Here is an 18,501-nt window from a genome sequence, read left to right as displayed (position 1 = left end):
CGCTCCTTTTGTGTTACATCATCATTCGTTTTCCTTCTTTTAGCTCTACTTCTTGTTTAAACTCTTTTCCTTCTCGCTTGCCTTTTACCCGAATAAAGTAGTAAATATAACAAGCAATGAAAAAGCCGCCTCCCCAATAAAGAGCTAGTCGTTGTTCTCCATCAAACGCCATGCTTGCCATAACGATAAGATTTGCAATTAAAGCAACTGCGGGTAAGAATGGATAAAGCGGAGTTTTGAACTTTAAATCTTCTACTTTTCCGCCTTGTTGCACATATTTCTTTCTAAACGCTAGATGTGACCAGGTAATAGCAATCCAACCAATTTGCGCTCCTAACCCTGCAAGTGACAGAAGCCAAACAAATACGGTTTCTGCTGCAAAAACGCTTGAAAGAAGCGATAAGAGTGCTACAGCAAGTGTAATCAGCAACGCATTCATTGGAATCCCTTTTTTATTTACTTTAGCAATCGCAGGGCTTGCCATTCCTTCTTTAGAAAGCGAATAAAGAATACGCGTTGCTGCATAAAGACCTGAGTTTGCAACAGACAAAAGTGCAATTAAAATTACGAAGTTCATAATATCTGCTGCATACGGTACTCCAACTTTATCTAATACAGCCACGAACGGACTTTCAACAACGCCAGCCTGCTCTCTTGGTAATACTCCTGCTACGATAACTACCGAAAGAACAAAGAAGAAAAGCGTTCTCCATACCGTTTGTCGAATGGATTTTGGAATTGTTTTTTCAGGATTTTCACTTTCTCCTGCCGCAATCCCGATAAGCTCTGTTCCTTGAAACGAAAAGTTTACGCTAATCATAGTAATAAGAAGAGCTGTTACGCCATTCGGAAAAAGACCGTCACTAACAAAGTGAGAGAAAAACGGTGCACTTTCTCCACCTTTCATGTCTACAAGCCCAAACATTGCAGCTCCTCCGACAATAATAAATAATAGAATGGCTAATATCTTAATACTCGAAAAGACAAATTCAGATTCCCCAAATGCTTTTGCTGACAAAGCATTTAGTAAAAAGACAACAACAGTAAAGATTAAACACCACATCCAAATTGGCGAATCTGGAAACCATCGTTGCATAAGCTGTCCTGATGATAAAAACTCTAGGGCAACCGTTACCCCCCAACCTAGCCAGTATAGCCAGCCAATAGCGAATCCCGTTGCAGGACCAATAAATTTTGTAGCATATGTCTGAAATGATCCTGACTCAGGCATTGCAACAGACAACTCACCTAAACAAACAAGGGTTAAGTACATTACAAGCCCACCTACTAAGTATGATAAAACCGCACCTAGTGAACCTGCTTGGTTAATTGTATATCCTGATCCTAAAAAGAAGCCTGTTCCAATACAGCCTCCTAAGGAAATCATAAACAAGTGTCGGGCTTTCATTGTTCTTTGTAAGCCATTATTTTGTTGTTCATTATTACTCATGAAAACACTCCTTTAACCATATTCAAAATAATGAATAGGTTATACATAAAATAAGCTCATTTCTCTATTCTACTGAACTTGAAAGAGAAGTTCTAGAGGTAAATAAATAGACTGAATATTAGTTTATTTGAATAATTTTACACTTGGTTTTTTTCTCATCACAAATAGCCGGTAAAAAGGCAGTACAGCACATTTTCCACCGGCACTCCACTTCTTCTTCTCTCACAACAATTACATCATTATACATAACAAGCGAATTTTTATTAAGGGGCTAACGAACTAGAAACTAAATCTATTCATCACTCTTCATTTATTTTTATGCTTCTTTTTTTGTAAAGAATCAATATGCCCAATGATAAGAATTAAAATAGCGAAAAATAGGTTACTATACGAAGATAGTGAAATACTCTCCATCCAGTCGTCTACAATGGAAAGAGATCCATAAAGAAAGAGAAGTTCTACTCCATACTTTAAGAGAACGGTTACTTTAGACTTTGCAGAGATTGCTGTGATTATAATCTTCAATAGATACTCAAAAAGCTCTAAAAATCCACTTACAAAAGAAAGAAGTAAAATAAATAAGCAAACAGACCAAATAGAGTCATAACTTGAGTTTGAAATATGAAAAAAACCAACTGTTCCAAATAAAACACTAAAGAAGATGATACTCGCTGAAAATAAGACGAGAAGTACAATTAAAGTTATAGCAATAATATGGCTTCTTACGCTTTTTGAATTTCTCTCCATAGTTTCCCTCCTAACCATTATTTTAATCCTTATTCTTCTTTCTTCACAATAAAAATAGACACGGCTGTATGCCGTGTCTTATTTTTCTCTTCTGGCGAAATCGACGAACTGGAATTTATCAAGGCGATGTCTTGATTCGGTGTATTGAAAAAGAGTCGCATCTTCAAGATAAACATAGTTGCGCACAACAACAACGTGGTCATATCCTTTTAAATCTAAATATGCGTAGTCTTCTTCTGTGCATTTTTCCACAACAAACTCTTTTTTGGCAAAACTGATAATCAACCCTAAGTCTTTCTCTAAATACTCGTAAATAGAATTCTTACAAATCTCAACTGTCAATTGCTCAACAATACTTTGTTTGAAGTAATCTTTGTCTAAAATAACATTTTCTCCATCAAAATTTCGTGAGCGGACAACTTGCCACACCTTCTCTCCTGATGAGAGTTCTAACACTTTTTCTAAAAATGCGTTCCCTTCCATTTCCGTAAGCTCGTTTACTTTTGTTTTAGGTGGATTACTCATCTCTTTAGAAAGCTCTTTAAAGCTAACAAGGCCTGAAATAGGGAGGTTAAATTGTGTCATATCCAGAACAATAGATCCCTTCCCACGAATCTTTTGGATATAGCCATTTTGAGCTAACAAGTTTAACGATTTACGAATTGTTTCTCTTGATGTTTTATAATGTTCGGCAAGTTCGTGCTCTGACGGAAGTTTGTCACCTGGCTTGTACTCCCCTCTTTTGACGTCCTGTACAATATTTTGATATATACTCATATATTTATTTTCTTTCATTTTCATCACCATTATAAAGTGTAATTGTTGTTCATTACGTATGGCAATAGCTATTATTACTTTTTAGAAAGATAAACAACTGATTCATAAGGTCGTAACGTTATTGTTCTTTGTAATGAAGGAGCATCATGATAGTTTCCTAACAGAAGCTCACCATTTCCTATCACACTTTCAGGTAAAGAAAATGATTGTTCTTCACTATAAAAGTTATTGAGTACAACAAGCTGTTCTTCTTCTGTATTACGTGTATAAGCAAAAATCCGCTCATCATCTCGTAATAATAGCTTATAATCACCTTCTGTAATTATGTTGTACGTTTTTCGAAGTTCTATCAACTTTCGATAGTGATAAAAAATGGACTCTTCATCTTCTAATGCTTCTTTCACATTAATACGCTCATAGTTCGGGGCAAGTGAAATCCATGGCGTGCCTGTCGTAAAACCACCATGCTTATCATCATTCCACTGCATTGGCGTCCTCGAGTTATCCCGAGACTTTTGCTTTAAAATGGCCAGAATCTCTTCCTCTGACCATCCTTCTTCCTTTTTTTCTTTAAACATATTCAGTGATTCAACATCGCGATATTGTTTAATATCACTAAAATAGGAATTTGTCATTCCAATCTCTTCACCTTGATAAATGTATGGTGTTCCTTTCATCATATGAACAACAGTTGCGAGCATTTTCGCTGATTCTTTATGGTATTCTTGATCATTTCCATAGCGGGAGACAACTCGCGGCTGGTCATGGTTGCACCAAAAAAGTGCATTCCAGCCGTCCCCTTTGTCCATATATTCTTGCCAGTGTGAGAGGATTTCTTTGAGCTGTAAGAAATCAAACGGTGCATTGCTCCATTTCTCACCATCTTTATAATCAACTTTCAAATGATGAAAGTTGAAAGTCATATTTAGCTCCTGTCTTTCTGGATTCGTATACTTTACACATTCCTCTGGAGTTGTTGATGACATTTCTCCAACCGTCATTACGTTATATTTTGAAAATACCGTTCTATTCATTTCATTCATATATTCATGAACACGCGGGCCATCTGTATAATATTTACGGCCGTCTCCATTATCATCATCTAAAAAGCGCTGATCTTTTGAAATTACATTAATAACATCAAGACGGAAACCATCCACACCTTTTTGAAACCAGAAGTTCATCATTTTATAAACTTCTTGTCGTACCTTTTCATTTTCCCAGTTTAAATCAGCTTGGGTAACATCATAAAGATGTAAATAATATTGGTTGCTACCTTCGTCATATTCCCATGCAGATCCACCAAACTTGGATTTCCAGTTCGTTGGTGGCCCCCCTTCTTTGCCGTCTTTCCAAATATAGAAATCTCGATAAGGATTAGAGGGATCTTTCTTTGCTTCTTTGAACCATTTATGGGTTGTTGATGTATGATTAACAACAATATCCATAACAATTTTTAATCCTTTTTCATGAGCTTGAAAAAGAAGTTCTTCGAAATCTTCCATTGTTCCATAGGGTTCGTAAATTTTATAATAATCACTAATATCGTAACCGTTATCATTTTGAGGTGATTCATAAATTGGGGTTAGCCAAATAACATCAACACCTAATGTTTTTAAGTAATCAAGCTTTTTTGTAACCCCTTTAAGATCGCCAACTCCTGTTCCTTCTGTATCATAAAAACTTTTAGGGTAGATTTGATAAACTACGGCTTTTCTCCACCATTCATGTTTCATAACCTTTTATCCTCTCCTCTTTTTATCTCTTTATTGGCTTATAGAACGTTTTACTTCCACTTCTTTTCGCTTTGCAAACTTCCCCATTACAAGGGTTAGTAAAAACGGAACAACAATGCTTATGCCCATTCCCATGAAAAAGACAGGCCAAAATGATGGCATAATAGAGAAAAAGGCTGGTAAGCCTCCAACTCCAACAGATGAAGCTTTAACAAGGTTTGTTGCTAACACTACCCCTCCAATAGCAGAACCGATAATTGCCGCAATAAAAGGATAGCGGAAACGTAAATTAACTCCAAACATAGCTGGTTCTGTAACACCTAAGTAAGCAGAAAGAGATGAAGCACCTGCAAGACCTTTAACTTTTTCATTTTTCACAACGAGCATCATTGCAAGAGCCGCTGATCCTTGAGCAATATTAGAAAGAGCAAGCATAGGCCACAAGAAAGTTCCGCCAATTGTACCAATAAGCTGAAGATCAACTGCTAAAAACGTATGATGCATTCCTGTAATAACAAGCGGTGCATAAAGCCCTCCGTATACAAGACCTCCAACAATCGGAGCTTTATCAAATAAATAAACAACTCCGTCTGTAATAAGGCCACCAAGACTCATTGTGATTGGACCAATAATAATAAAAGATAAGAACCCCGTTACTAAAAGAGCTACTGGAGCTACCACTAACAGTTGAATTGCATCTGGTATTCTTTTTCTTAAGAAACTTTCAATTTTAGCAAGAACGTACGAAGCTACTAACACAGGCAGAACTTGCCCTTGGTAGCCAACTTTCTCAATTTCAAGACCGAATAAGTTCCATGTTGCAATATCACCTTTATTTTGTGCTTCTCCATATCCCCACGCGTTTAAAAGATCTGGGTGAACAAGCATCAAACCGAGAACAATTCCTAATATCGGACTCCCCCCAAATTTTGTCACCGCTGACCAACCGATTAATCCAGGCAAGAAGGTAAAGGCTGTATTAGCAATTAAATTAATAATATTTGCAAAATCTCCCCATTGTGGGTATACATCAACAACAGATTTGCTATCAAAAAAGATATTTGGGTTTGTTAATATATTATTAATCCCCATCAAAAGACCTGCGGTTACGATGGCTGGAAGAATCGGAATAAAGATGTCAGCAAGAGCTTTGACAGCACGTTGAAGCGGATTCATTTTTTTAGATGCTTCATCTTTCACTTCTTCTTTTGAGGCTTCTCCAACCCCTGTAATGTTTACAAATTCCTTATACACTTTATCAACTGTTCCCTGTCCAATAACAACTTGAAATTGCCCATTTGTGGAGAAAGATCCTCTAACAAGATCTATATTATTTAGATCTTCATGATTTACTTTACTTTCATCTTTTAACACAAGTCGTAAACGTGTTACACAATGTGTTGCTGTTGAGATATTTTCTTTTCCTCCTAAAGCATGGACAATCTGTTCTACAGATGCTCTGTTCATTATGGAAACGCCCCCTTTTTGTTAACGCTTACAAATTCCTCATTTAATTCCTTTTTTGATAAGATTCAATAAAAACAAAAACATGTATATACAAGTTACAATATGATTTTACCTTGTATATACATGTCTCGTCAACTATAAATAAATGGCTTTCATTTTCTTCCTCTTCTTTCTTCATGTATAATAAAATAGGAATAGTAGATTATGAATTTTAATCTATTCATCATATGTTTTTAGATTAGGCTGGTGATTATTTTGGTAGAATTGAAAAACGCAGAAAATATGCTATTAAAACACTTTGGATATGAAACATTTCGTCCTGGACAAGAAGGAGTGATTACGAGCATCCTCGAAAAACAAAATACGCTCGGTATTATGCCAACTGGCGGTGGGAAATCAATTTGTTATCAAATCCCGGCTCTCCTTTTTGAAGGAATTACCCTCGTTATTTCTCCATTAATTTCCCTCATGAAAGACCAGGTAGACTCTTTAAACTCTATTCATATCCCTGCTACATTTTTAAATAGTTCTCTTTCATATGAAGAAATCTCAGATATAATGTGGGAAATTGAAAACGGCATTTATAAAATTGTATATGTGGCACCAGAACGCTTTGAGTCTTTAGAGTTTGTTACATGGCTTGAGAAGCTCCCTTTAACATTTATTGCTTTTGATGAAGCTCACTGTATTTCAAAATGGGGACATGATTTCCGTCCAAGCTATCGGTCTATTGTAAACCGTATTTTTTCTCTCCCTCAAAATGTTGTTGTAGCAGCTTTAACAGCAACTGCTACAGAAGAAGTAATGAACGATATATGTACTCTTCTTTCTATTGAAAAAGAAGATACCTATGTAACAGGCTTTGCACGCGAAAATTTATCGTTTCAAGTTCTTCGTGGAGTTGATAAGCAAAAATACCTTCTACAGTACATTGAAAATCATCAAAAAGAAGTAGGGATTATTTATGTTGCTTCTCGCAAGCTCTGTGACCAACTCTCAACATTATTAACTAAAAAAGGAATCAAAGCTCGGGCTTATCATGCTGGTCTTTCAGACGTTGAGCGACAAGAGGCTCAAAATGATTTTATTTATGACAACTGTCAAGTAATTGTTGCGACAAATGCATTTGGAATGGGAATCGACAAATCTAACGTCCGATATGTCGTTCACTACAACATGCCTAAAAATATTGAAAATTACTATCAAGAAGCAGGGCGCGCTGGTCGTGATGGAGAAGAAAGCGAATGTATTCTTCTCTTTCATTCTCAAGATGTGAGTGTCCAGAAATTTCTTATTGAACAATCCACATCAGCAGAACGGCAACAACAAGAATATGAGAACTTACAAACAATTGTTCAATATTGTCATACAGAGCAATGCTTGCAGAGCTATATTCTTTCTTATTTTCAAGGAAAAGAAGAGCAGAGCACATGTGGCAAATGTTCAAATTGCCTTGATACGGGAGAAAAAATTGATATTACAAAAGAAGCGCTCATGATTCTTTCTTGTGTGAAACGAATGAAAGAACGCTTCGGTGTTACATTGGTTGCTCAAGTGTTGAAAGGCTCCAAAAACAAGAAAATTCTCCAGTTTAACTTTCAAACTTTGTCAACCTACGGACTGATGAAAGAGAAAACCGAAAAACAAATTTCTTCTCTTATTCATTATTTGTTAGCTGAAAAGTACCTTTTACTTACAAACCATCAATATCCGACCGTTTATATCGGTGAGAAAGGATACTCCCTTTTACAAGGAAAAGAAACGGTATGGAAACGTGAGATTGAAACAAAAACAGCTCCAGAGCAAATAATAGATGAACAATTATTTGAGCGTTTGCGAACATTGCGAAAAGAAATAGCTGATGAAAAAGGCTATCCACCATATTTAATTTTTGCAGATGGAACTCTTAAAGATTTTAGTCGCTACTATCCAACAACAAAAGAAGCCTTTTTGAATATGAATGGAGTTGGCGAAGTCAAGTTTGAACGTTACGGCCAGCCGTTTTTAGAAGCTATTTCAGCTTTTGTATTAGAAAATAATATTACGCCAATTCAAAAGCTATCAGATACTCCATCTTCTAAACAAGAAACAGGAGATCAAAAAAGTTATGTTGTTTCATATGATCTTTTTCAACAAGGTCATAATACTAAAACAATTGCAAAAGAGCGTTCTATGACCCAACAAACGGTTGAAAAACACATTTTGCGAGCTGTAGAAGAAGGCTATCCAATGGAATGGGATAAAATTTTCACGGGAGAACAAGAAGAAGCCATTTTAACGGCTATTGAAAAAGTGGGAACAGAGCGATTAAAACCAATAAAAGAAGAGCTTCCAGCATCAATTGAATATTTTATGATCCAATCTGTACTATGCAAACATAAATTATAAAAAAGCAGCTCCTATGCGAGCTGCTTTTTTTACATGACCATCTTTTTTCCTTCGTTAAGCTGAAGTTCTTGTTCGTATGTTTTAATGCGGTGTTTTTTCTTCACTCTAAGATGATAAACAAGGTAACAACAAATATAAAACCCTCCTCCCCAATACAGGGCCATACGCTGTTCAGCATCAAAGGCTAAACTTGCCATAACAATACAGTTTGCAATTAGAGCCACAGCAGGCAAAATGGGATAAAGTGGTGCTTTAAACTTTAAATCTTCTATCTTCCCACCTTGACTAATGTATTTTTTTCTAAAGCCAAGCAAAGACGCCGTAATGGCAATCCATCCAATCTGTGCACCAAGTCCTGCTAATGAAAGCAACCAAACAAAGACCGTCTCAGCAGCAAATACTCCAGATAATAATGAAAGACCTGATATAGCAAGTGTAATAAGTAAAGCGTTAATTGGAACGCCACGCTTGTTTACTTTTCCTAGACGAGGGCTTGCCATTCCTTCCCGTGACAAAGAATACAACATACGTGTTGCAGCATACATGCCTGAATTGGCTACTGATAAAAGAGCAATTAAAATAACAAAATTCATAATATCAGCTGAATACGGGACACCAATGCGGTCTAACACAACAACGAAAGGACTCTCAGAAACTCCTGCTTCCGTCCTTGGGATAACGCCTGCGAGAACAAATACAGAAAGTACAAAGAAAAAAAGTGTTCTCCAAACCGTTTGACGAATGGAACGAGGAATTGTCTTTTCAGGATTTTTACTTTCTCCTGCTGCAATTCCAATTAGTTCTGTTCCTTGAAATGAGAAATTAACACTAATCATTGTAATAAGAAGAGCTGTTACCCCGTTCGGGAGAAGACCATCAGTTGTAAAATGAGAGAAAAATGGAGCAACTTGACCGTCATTCATTTCAATCAAACCAAACATAGCAGCTCCGCCAACTCCAATAAATAAAATAATGGCAAGGATCTTGATACTTGAAAAGATAAACTCTGTTTCACCAAAAGCTTTTGCAGAAAGAGCATTTAAGAAAAACATAAGAGCAGCAAAAATGATACACCACATCCAAACAGGTGAACCCGGAAGCCACCTTTGCATAAGCTGTCCAGCTGACAAAAATTCTAAAGCAATCGTTACAGCCCATCCTAACCAATAGAGCCACCCGATAGCAAATCCTGTTCCAGATCCGATAAATTTTGTTGCATATGTTTGGAATGATCCTGATACAGGCATTGCAACGGAGAGTTCACCTAGACAAAGCAGGGTTAAGTACATAATAAATCCACCAACTAAGTATGCAAAAATGGCTCCTGTTGAACCAGCTTCATAAATCGTATACCCTGACCCAATAAAGAAGCCTGTCCCAATACACCCACCTAAAGAAATCATAAACAAGTGCCTAGAATTCATTGTCCTCTTTAATTCATATTGTTGCTCTTTTTCTCTTCCCATAGAAACACCCCTTCGTTTTCTATCCCTGATCAAGTGAGTAAGCTATCTTTTACTTGTTAAATATATAGTGCAAGTTTTATGCCATATAAATATCCCTAGTTAAACGAGTATTCAGATTAATATAAATGCCAAATTTTTAATTATCCTGCAAAAAAACTTGGCATTCCTTACTAAAAAAGAGACCAATCATCGCTGCAATTAAAAATTAACAGGAGATTGGTTGTCTTGTTTTCTCTTCACTTAATCTTTTAGTCTTTATCAAGAAGAAGTTAATGTAAGCAAGTTCTTTTGTTCAAAGAGCAAGTTTTCTCCTAAAAGAGACCCAACTAATGCAACAGCGACTTCAGCCGTTCGATTAAGGTCATCTAAAATAGGGTTAATTTCGACAAATTCAGCAGATGTAATAAAATTAGCTTCTGCTAACATTTCCATAGCAAGATGACTTTCTCTATAGCTAATTCCACCAACAACAGGTGTTCCAACACCAGGAGCTTCTTTTGGATCAAGTCCATCTAAATCAAGTGAAAGGTGAACATGATCTGTTCTTTCTTTCAAGTATGAAACCGCTTCCTCCATTACCTTTGTCATTCCCAAACGATCAATCTCATGCATTGTATATACGCGAATTCCTTTTTCTCTTATTAATTCTTTTTCTCCTACATCAAGAGAACGAGCTCCAATGATAACGATGTTTTCTGGCTTTACTTTTGGAAGGTATCCACCGATGTTTGTTAGAAGCGGATGACCCATTCCTAAACTTACAGCAAGCGGCATACCGTGGATATTTCCTGATGGTGATGTTTCAGCTGTATTTAAATCACCATGTGCGTCATACCAAATCACGCCCAAATTTTCAGCACGTTTTGATACACCTGCAAGCGTTCCAATCGCAATGCTATGATCTCCGCCAACAACAAGTGGAAAACGTCCTAAACTAATGACTTCTTGAACTTTTGTACACAGCCGTTGATTTCCTTCTGCAACAGCCTCTAAGTTTTTTAAGTGAGTAGACGACGTTGATTTTGCTCTTTCTCTAATTTCAATTTCAATGTCTCCCTCATCATAAACTTCGTATCCTAAACGTTGTAGTCTTTCACTTAAGCCTGCACATCTAATTGCGCTTGGCCCCATATCTACCCCTCTTCTTGCTTGACCTAAATCCATTGGTGCTCCAATAATTGAAATTTCCCTTTTCATGTTTCTCCCCCTCTCGTTTCTTATCTTTTAGTGTAAGTGATAAAGGGTAAATGACTCAACTCGACAATTTTTTGATTATTTATACATATTTAAATTATCTTACATTTTTTCTTTTTAGCCTGTTATTCTGCTTTTCAGGAGAGCTTTTTAGTTATAGATCCCAAGAAAAACAACTGCATACTCACATTTTCCCTTTCATTCTTTCTCAATATTTAACCTCTTCATCCGATATTGTAAACTTTGACGACTTAATCCTAGCATATGAGCTGTTTTTGAGATTTTAAAATTGTTTTCTCTTAAAGCATGGACAATACAATATCTCTCAAATGATTTCATTTGATCTTTCAGAGAAAGAGTTTGAAAAGCCTTCATTTTAAACAAAGGATCTTTCTCTTCTACTTCTTTACGAGCTTCCCATTTTGTTCTATATTGCATAGGTAGATGATAACGTTCAATCCTCTCCTCTTCATCCCCCATAATATTCATGGCAGCCTCAATAACATGTTCTAACTCCCTTACATTACCGGGCCATTCATAAGATAAAAATAGTTGTAAAACATCTTCACTTATGTTTTGAACGTCCATCTGAAAAAGTTTATTATATTTTAGGATAAAATGCTGAGCAAGAAGCGAAATATCTTCTTTTCTTTCTCGTAAAGGTGGAATAAAAAGGGTCACAACTCCTAAACGATAATATAAATCTTTTCGTAAATGCTTGTTTGCAATAGCATCAATTGGATCTTCGTTAATATGCGCAATAATTCTTACATCAACAGACGTTTCCTTCGTATCTCCTATTCTCTTCACCTTCTTTTCTTGCAAAACACGCAACAACTTAGCTTGAAGATGAATATTTAAAGAATTAATCTCATCGAGAAGCAATGTCCCCCCTTCTGCTTGTTGAAATAATCCCGCATGATCAGCAGCCCCTGTAAAAGCACCTCGTTTTGTACCAAAAAGCAAGCTTTCAATCAAGTTATCTGGAAGAGCAGCACAGTTTTGAGAAATAAAAGGACGTGAGGCACGATTGCTCTCGTAATGGATTCCTTGAGCAAAAAGTTCTTTGCCTGTTCCTGTTTCTCCTACAATCAGTACGTAAGACGAGGTACGCGTTGCTCGTTTAGCACTTTCAATTACTTCTTGAATAGCTGGGCTTTTTCCAATAATGTTCTCAAAAGTAAACTTACTTTCTTTCTTTCTCTTTATATTCTCTCTTACTAATCTCTCAATTTTGGTAATATCCCGAGCAATTTCCACCGCTCCTTGAATCTCCATTTTTTCCACGATAGGAAATGTATTATTGACCGTTGTTACTTCTTTCCCTTTATTGTTAAAGTACGTTTGCTTCTCATTTTTTGTTTCTTCCCCTGCCTCTAATGCTCTAAGCAGTGTACTTTGTTGACCTTTTTTAAACATAAAAACTTCAAGTAAATCTTTATCTAACACATCTTCACTTTTCATATATTCCATTTCCATCATCTTTTTATTATATAAAATGGTTTTACCATCTTTATTTACAACATGTAATCCCACATCTAGTTCATCCATAATTCGCTCATAAGTTCGCTTTAAATATTCTAAATATTCTACATTTTTTTCATGCATTTAAGTTCGCTCCTTTTTATACTGCTTGTTTTTTATTTAATCAGAAACAATTTCAATACGCAAAATTTTTTATGATATTTATGTCGATATAAAAGAAAATGCCAAATTTTAATGCTTATTTTTCTACATAAACGCTTAATTTTTTTGCTTTTTATCTCCGTATATTTAGAGAAACCCTATCCTTACTGCACAAAAATAGTTGGCACAGTTCTTGCATTTATAAAGTAGACAGAAGTACAAAAGTTCTTATGGCTCGAATAAACAGGATCTACTACATGATTAAGAATAAATTAGGAGGTTTTACAATGAACTTAAAATACAATCATTCTGAAGAAATTATTAATCAAACAGAAACATATGGAGCAAACAATTATCATCCTCTTCCAATTGTTATCTCAGAAGCTGAAGGGGTATGGGTAAAAGACCCTGAAGGAAATCGTTATATGGATATGCTGAGCGCTTATTCAGCTGTTAACCAAGGACATCGTCATCCAAAAATTATTGATGCGTTAAAAAAACAAGCAGATCGTGTAACGCTCACATCTCGTGCTTTTCATAGCGATCAACTTGGTCCTTGGTACGAAACAATTTGTAAACTGACGAAAAAAGAGATGGCTCTCCCAATGAACACGGGTGCAGAAGCTGTTGAAACAGCTATTAAAGCTGCAAGACGATGGGGATATACAAACAAACAAATTGAAGAAAATAAAGCAGAAATTATCGCGTGTGATGGAAATTTCCACGGAAGAACAATGTCAGCTGTTTCTCTTTCATCTGAGGAAGAGTATAAGCGAGGCTTTGGTCCACTACTTCCTGGGATAAAGCGAATTCCTTACGGTGACCTGGAAGCTTTACAAAAAGCTATTACACCAAACACAGTTGCTTTTCTCATTGAACCGATTCAAGGTGAAGCTGGCATTGTTTTACCCCCAGAAGGGTTTTTAAAAGCAGCAGCAAACATATGTAAAAAAGAAGATGTTTTATTTATTGCAGACGAAATTCAAGTTGGGTTAGCTCGTACTGGTAAAATGTTTGCATGCGATTGGGAAGATGTAGAACCTGATATGCTTATCCTAGGTAAAGCATTGGGAGGGGGGGTTTTTCCTATATCTTGCGTTGTGGCAAACAAAGATATTCTAGGTGTTTTTAATCCTGGTTCACACGGTTCGACATTTGGCGGAAACCCTCTAGCTTGTGCCGTGTCATTAGCTTCTCTCCAAGTGTTAGAAGAGGAACATTTAGCAGAACGCTCTTTTAGATTAGGTGAATATTTTAAAGAACAACTCAAGAAAATTAACAGCTCTGTTATTAAGGAAATTCGAGGACGCGGTCTTTTTATTGGCGTAGAGTTAACAACACCTGCTCGTTCTTATTGTGAACGTTTGAAAGAAAAAGGACTTCTTTGTAAAGAAACACATAATACTGTCATTCGCTTTGCGCCACCACTTATTATTTCCGAAGAAGATTTGGATTGGGCTATTCGTAAAATTCACTCTGTGCTTTCTAATTAGTAAAATAACGATCTTCCTTTAACAAGAAAGAACTCTCTAAGTTTAGAGAGTTCTCTCTTGTTAAAGCAGCTTTTCTCCTAGTAAAGAACCGATTAAAGCAACCGCAACTTCGGCAGTTTTGTTGGAGTCATCAAGTATTGGATTTATCTCTACAAATTCAGCTGAGGTAATAAATTCTGCTTCTGCAAGCATTTCCATTGCCAAATGACTTTCTCTATAACTAATCCCTCCAACAACAGGAGTACCAACTCCAGGGGCTTCTCTTGGATCTAAACCATCCAAATCAAGAGAAAGATGAACTTGATCTGTACGTTTCTTTAAATAAGAGATGGTCTCCTCCATTACTTTGGTCATTCCTAATCGATCAATCTCATGCATTGTATAAACTTTAATTCCTTTATTACGAATTAATTCTTTCTCTCCATCATCTAGAGAGCGAGCCCCTATTATCACTACATTTTCCGGTTTTATTTTTGGCATATATCCGCCTATATTCGTTAGTTTTTCATGCCCTATTCCTAAACTAACTGCAAGCGGCATGCCATGAATATTCCCTGATGGAGAGGTTTCAAGTGTATTTAAGTCTCCATGGGCATCATACCAAATCACCCCTAGATTGTTAGCCCGTTTTCCTAGTCCTGCAAGTGTACCAATTGCTATACTATGATCTCCCCCAATCACAAGAGGAAAGTTTCCTTTTTCCACTACTTCCCTTACTTTTGTACTTAGTCGCTCATTTCCCTTTACTACAGCTTCTAGATTTTTTAAAGATGTATGAGCATGAAGGTCTGCCCTTTCTTTAATTTCAGTTTCGATATCTCCTTCATCAGTAACATCATAATTTAAATTTTTTAGTCTTTCATTTAAGTCAGCATACCTGACTGCGCTAGGTCCCATATCAACTCCTCGCCTCATTTGACCAAGATCCATCGGCACACCAATAATGGAAATTTTCTGTTTCATTATTCTATCCCCCTTCTGTAATTCATCTATATTGCCGCCGTTTACAAAAAGTGAATCTACACCTCTCTTTTAACGTTTTATACACGGTTATCTTTCTTGTTTTCCTTCGCTTCTAAACGTCTCATCTATCAGCACTAATCTTCTATAAGTTATATTTTCAAGACATTAAAAAACCCCACATTACGATGACTGGAAGATCGTAATGTGAGGTTGGGATCACAGAATAAATAAAGACTAAAAAAGAGAATAATAAAACGCCAAATGTAAAATTTGATCGCTTTTTCAGATGTTTTTTGTTACAGTATTAATAAGTTATTTACAAATTTACTACACATTTCGACATATGTCAACAAATTAAGACATTTTTTTCACAACTTTTTAGCTATTTTTCGCTTCTTTTATCCAATGTGACGCATCATTTAGCATACCTATGGCCCATTTTTTATTTTCAAAAGTAAATGTGCTAACAGCTGTGTTTGCTAAAAGTATTTTTCCTGTTCCGTTTTCCCCATCTGTAACATAGTGAATAAATACGTTAATAGCTGCTCCATGGCTTACAACAAGAACATCCTCATCTTGATGATTTGTCATAATATTTGTAAGTTCCTTCACCATTCGTTTTTGCATATTTCCTAGTGATTCTATATTAAGAGGAAGATCCTCTCTCCAATCTGTACTAAGATTAGGAAATTTTTCTTGCAGCAAAGGAAGATCTGCTCCTTCTAGCTCCCCAAATGATCGTTCACGAAGTTCCCGAAGGCCTTCTAATACTCTCATATTTTTTACTTTTGCAATTTCTTCAGCAGTTCCATATGCACGCTTAAGATCACTAGCATAAATCACATCAATATTTTCCTTTTGAAACCTTTTTGCTAACGCCTGAGCTTGCTCAACTCCTGTACTATTCAATGGAATATCTGTCTGCCCTTGAACGAGTCCCTTTTTATTCCAATCAGTTTGACCATGGCGAACTAAATACAGCATGTTTTTCGCTCCTTTTTTCGTCAAAAATTTTAATCCTCTTATTCTATCATACTCATTTTCTTAATATGACAGGTAATAAGTTTTATTTATTAAACATAGTAAACCATTTAGAAAGTGAATAAATTCTTATTTTTTATATTGTAAGCGCTTTCTAGTCATTGCGTTATTACTTAAATTAATATAGAGTAATATCATAAAATAAAAAAATAGATTGAAAATTCTTTTTATAAGAGGTGTAAGAAATATGCTACAAACAATTGAAGTAACAAAAACTTCTCAGAAAAAAACAAAACCTAATCACAGTGAACTTGGTTTCGGAAAGTTTTTTACAGACCATATGTTTACAATGGATTACTCTACTGATAAAGGGTGGCATAGTCCAAGAATCACTCCTTACGCTCCGCTTACTTTAGAACCATCTTCAATGGTATTCCATTACGGTCAAGCGGTATTCGAAGGCCTTAAAGCATACAGAACAGCGGACAATCGTGTTCAACTCTTTAGACCTCTTAAAAACGTAAAACGAATGAATCTATCTAACGAACGTTTAAGCATGCCGGAAATCCCTGAAGATTTAGCAATGGAAGCTTTAAAAAACTTAATTGAAATTGACAAAGAGTGGATTCCAACTGAAGAAGGATGTTCTCTTTACATTCGTCCATTTATTATTGCAACAGACGCATTTTTAGGTGTACGTCCTTCATCAACATATAAATTTATGATCATTCTTTCTCCTGTTGGTGCGTATTACAACAGCGGCGAGCAGCTTCAACCTGTTAGTATTTACGTTGAAAATGAATATGTTCGTGCTGTACGTGGTGGCGTAGGGATTGCTAAAACAGCAGGAAACTATGCAGGAAGCCTTCGTGCTCAAACAGAAGCAGAGAAACTTGGCTATGATCAAGTGCTTTGGCTTGATGCAATTGAAAAGAAATATGTTGAAGAAGTAGGAAGTATGAATATCTTCTTCAAAATCGGTGGAAAAGTTTATACACCTGAACTTAGCGGAAGTATTCTAGATGGGATTACGAGAACTTCAGTGATTGAACTTCTCGAACATTGGAATATCCCAGTTGAACAAAAACGTATTTCAGTTGAAGAAATTTTTGAAGCATCTGAACGCGGGGAATTAGAGGAGATTTTTGGAACAGGTACAGCTGCGGTCATCTCTCCAGTTGGAAAATTAAAATGGGGAGAACGTGAATTAACAGTAGGTAATGGAAAAGCTGGTCAGCTTTCTCTAGACGTTTACAATACAATTACAGGTATTCAAACAGGTACTGTAGAGGATGAACTGAACTGGACACTTAAAATTGATTAACAAGTGAAAAGGATGACCGCTATCTGCGGTCATCCTTTTCACTGTCCTTCAAAAAAGTATAAAGAACTTTATCAACTGCGGAACTTTCATGAAGAGCTGAGTGTAATAAAGGAAACTCTTTTTTCTTTACATTAGGCACATAGTTTTCTAACGAAAATGCACTTTCTGTCAGAACGCTTCCATCTCCACCTTTATGTTTTACATTTCCGGCAATTGAAAGAATCGGAATACGTAATTCTTTCAGCTTTGTTGCTTCTTTTTGAAGTTTTGTAATGGCCTCTGAGTGATATTGTAAATCTTTTGCTCCTTCTGACGTACGATTGCTTTCTGTTTTAGGATAGTTTACAGCAAGTTCATCAATATCCAATCCTCCAACAGGGGTACCTATCGTTGTAAGAGATTTAACATTTTTATCTTTCGTCTCTTCTAAATATTTAATAGTAGCAAGTCCACCCATGCTATGACCAACAAGATGGTACCCTTTCATTTTTTCCTTTTCTTTAAGTTTTTTTACTACGTTTTGAACCCATTTCCCTTGTTTACTTATGCTTGCATGATCATCTGCAAAAATGACTTGTACAAGAGGAAACTGATCTGTTTTTTGCTGAAAATGGTATTTATGCTCACACGAAACAACACCACGTTCATTAACACGACAAACAGCTGCTTTATACCCTTGGCCATTTTCCTCAAATCGCTCCATAAGAGTCTTATAAGAACGTTCTCCACCTAGAAAACCATGGAAAAGCAAAACAGGTTCATATCGTCCTTGCTCACCAACGGCTTTTTGTGTTTTCCATATTCCAAGGAAAACAATAAGCAATGTTAGTAATCCAATAATAAATGCTTTCAATTCTTGCTCCTCCTGTTGACTTATTGTTCTTGTACT

The 18,501-nt window shown here is 36.1% G+C and carries 14 protein-coding genes; 3 read left to right on the top strand and 11 right to left on the bottom strand.

All coding sequences use genetic code 11. From position 1 onward, the window contains the following. Positions 1-13: 13 nt before the first annotated feature. The 5 genes from ACK3CR_RS06465 to treP form a co-directional block, all read right to left on the bottom strand. Complete coding sequence (locus ACK3CR_RS06465; RefSeq protein ID WP_243514240.1) at positions 14-1,450, bottom strand: amino acid permease; 1,437 nt, start codon at positions 1,448-1,450, stop codon at positions 14-16. Between the two features lie 306 nt (positions 1,451-1,756). Next, positions 1,757-2,197, bottom strand: coding sequence for a YrvL family regulatory protein (locus ACK3CR_RS06460; RefSeq protein ID WP_243514242.1), 441 nt, complete (start codon positions 2,195-2,197; stop codon positions 1,757-1,759). 78 nt (positions 2,198-2,275) lie between these two features. Beyond that, positions 2,276-2,992 (bottom strand): trehalose operon repressor, encoded by a 717-nt coding sequence (treR, locus tag ACK3CR_RS06455; RefSeq protein WP_243514245.1) that lies wholly within the window; start codon positions 2,990-2,992, stop codon positions 2,276-2,278. Positions 2,993-3,048: 56 nt separating this feature from the next. Continuing rightward, positions 3,049-4,710, bottom strand: a complete 1,662-nt coding sequence (treC, locus tag ACK3CR_RS06450; RefSeq protein WP_488975070.1) for an alpha,alpha-phosphotrehalase — start codon at positions 4,708-4,710, stop codon at positions 3,049-3,051. Between the two features lie 30 nt (positions 4,711-4,740). Then, complete coding sequence (treP, locus tag ACK3CR_RS06445; RefSeq protein WP_243514249.1) at positions 4,741-6,177, bottom strand: PTS system trehalose-specific EIIBC component; 1,437 nt, start codon at positions 6,175-6,177, stop codon at positions 4,741-4,743. 255 nt (positions 6,178-6,432) lie between these two features. On the opposite strand from treP, the gene recQ reads away from it, so the two are divergent. Next, a complete protein-coding gene (gene recQ / locus ACK3CR_RS06440; protein WP_488975069.1) occupies positions 6,433-8,565 on the top strand; it encodes a DNA helicase RecQ in 2,133 nt (710 codons plus the stop codon). A 29-nt stretch (positions 8,566-8,594) separates the two neighbouring features. Here the strand turns inward: recQ and ACK3CR_RS06435 are convergent, their stop codons facing one another. The 3 genes from ACK3CR_RS06435 to ACK3CR_RS06425 form a co-directional block, all read right to left on the bottom strand. After that, positions 8,595-10,031, bottom strand: a complete 1,437-nt coding sequence (locus ACK3CR_RS06435; RefSeq protein WP_430239599.1) for an amino acid permease — start codon at positions 10,029-10,031, stop codon at positions 8,595-8,597. A 258-nt stretch (positions 10,032-10,289) separates the two neighbouring features. After that, positions 10,290-11,228 (bottom strand): arginase, encoded by a 939-nt coding sequence (gene rocF, locus ACK3CR_RS06430; protein WP_113713758.1) that lies wholly within the window; start codon positions 11,226-11,228, stop codon positions 10,290-10,292. 195 nt (positions 11,229-11,423) lie between these two features. Next, the gene (locus tag ACK3CR_RS06425; RefSeq protein WP_243514255.1) at positions 11,424-12,833 is read right to left on the bottom strand and encodes a sigma-54 interaction domain-containing protein; all 1,410 of its coding nucleotides are present in this window, start codon (positions 12,831-12,833) and stop codon (positions 11,424-11,426) included. A gap of 305 nt (positions 12,834-13,138) precedes the next feature. On the opposite strand from ACK3CR_RS06425, the gene ACK3CR_RS06420 reads away from it, so the two are divergent. Then, the gene (locus tag ACK3CR_RS06420) at positions 13,139-14,344 is read left to right on the top strand and encodes an ornithine--oxo-acid transaminase (RefSeq protein WP_488975068.1); all 1,206 of its coding nucleotides are present in this window, start codon (positions 13,139-13,141) and stop codon (positions 14,342-14,344) included. Positions 14,345-14,404: 60 nt separating this feature from the next. Here ACK3CR_RS06420 and rocF (ACK3CR_RS06415) read toward each other — a convergent pair whose 3' ends face one another. Both rocF (ACK3CR_RS06415) and ACK3CR_RS06410 read right to left on the bottom strand, forming a co-directional pair. Then, positions 14,405-15,307, bottom strand: coding sequence for an arginase (rocF, locus tag ACK3CR_RS06415; RefSeq protein WP_243514261.1), 903 nt, complete (start codon positions 15,305-15,307; stop codon positions 14,405-14,407). 378 nt (positions 15,308-15,685) lie between these two features. Continuing rightward, a complete protein-coding gene (locus ACK3CR_RS06410) occupies positions 15,686-16,291 on the bottom strand; it encodes a histidine phosphatase family protein (RefSeq protein ID WP_488975067.1) in 606 nt (201 codons plus the stop codon). 244 nt (positions 16,292-16,535) lie between these two features. On the opposite strand from ACK3CR_RS06410, the gene ACK3CR_RS06405 reads away from it, so the two are divergent. Next, positions 16,536-17,612: a branched-chain amino acid aminotransferase gene (locus tag ACK3CR_RS06405; RefSeq protein WP_243514266.1), complete on the top strand. Its 1,077-nt coding sequence runs from the start codon at positions 16,536-16,538 to the stop codon at positions 17,610-17,612. Between the two features lie 19 nt (positions 17,613-17,631). Here ACK3CR_RS06405 and ACK3CR_RS06400 read toward each other — a convergent pair whose 3' ends face one another. After that, the gene (locus tag ACK3CR_RS06400; protein WP_243514273.1) at positions 17,632-18,465 is read right to left on the bottom strand and encodes an alpha/beta fold hydrolase; all 834 of its coding nucleotides are present in this window, start codon (positions 18,463-18,465) and stop codon (positions 17,632-17,634) included. Positions 18,466-18,501 lie beyond the last annotated feature (36 nt).

It is taken from the genome of Priestia sp. TRM10 (assembly GCF_057808375.1).
This window is presented reverse-complemented; position numbering and strand designations above follow the sequence as displayed.

What these genes read in the sequence shown, in the direction of transcription:
- treR (WP_243514245.1), bottom strand. Translation starts at nt 2,992, where the DNA reads ATGAAAGAAAATAAATATATGAGTATATATCAAAATATTGTACAGGAC.
- ACK3CR_RS06420 (WP_488975068.1), top strand. Translation starts at nt 13,139, where the DNA reads ATGAACTTAAAATACAATCATTCTGAAGAAATTATTAATCAAACAGAA.
- ACK3CR_RS06410 (WP_488975067.1), bottom strand. Translation starts at nt 16,291, where the DNA reads ATGCTGTATTTAGTTCGCCATGGTCAAACTGATTGGAATAAAAAGGGA.
- rocF (WP_243514261.1), bottom strand. Translation starts at nt 15,307, where the DNA reads ATGAAACAGAAAATTTCCATTATTGGTGTGCCGATGGATCTTGGTCAA.
- treC (WP_488975070.1), bottom strand. Translation starts at nt 4,710, where the DNA reads ATGAAACATGAATGGTGGAGAAAAGCCGTAGTTTATCAAATCTACCCT.
- ACK3CR_RS06465 (WP_243514240.1), bottom strand. Translation starts at nt 1,450, where the DNA reads ATGAGTAATAATGAACAACAAAATAATGGCTTACAAAGAACAATGAAA.
- ACK3CR_RS06460 (WP_243514242.1), bottom strand. Translation starts at nt 2,197, where the DNA reads ATGGAGAGAAATTCAAAAAGCGTAAGAAGCCATATTATTGCTATAACT.
- treP (WP_243514249.1), bottom strand. Translation starts at nt 6,177, where the DNA reads ATGAACAGAGCATCTGTAGAACAGATTGTCCATGCTTTAGGAGGAAAA.
- ACK3CR_RS06435 (WP_430239599.1), bottom strand. Translation starts at nt 10,031, where the DNA reads ATGGGAAGAGAAAAAGAGCAACAATATGAATTAAAGAGGACAATGAAT.
- ACK3CR_RS06405 (WP_243514266.1), top strand. Translation starts at nt 16,536, where the DNA reads ATGCTACAAACAATTGAAGTAACAAAAACTTCTCAGAAAAAAACAAAA.
- rocF (WP_113713758.1), bottom strand. Translation starts at nt 11,228, where the DNA reads ATGAAAAGGGAAATTTCAATTATTGGAGCACCAATGGATTTAGGTCAA.
- ACK3CR_RS06425 (WP_243514255.1), bottom strand. Translation starts at nt 12,833, where the DNA reads ATGCATGAAAAAAATGTAGAATATTTAGAATATTTAAAGCGAACTTAT.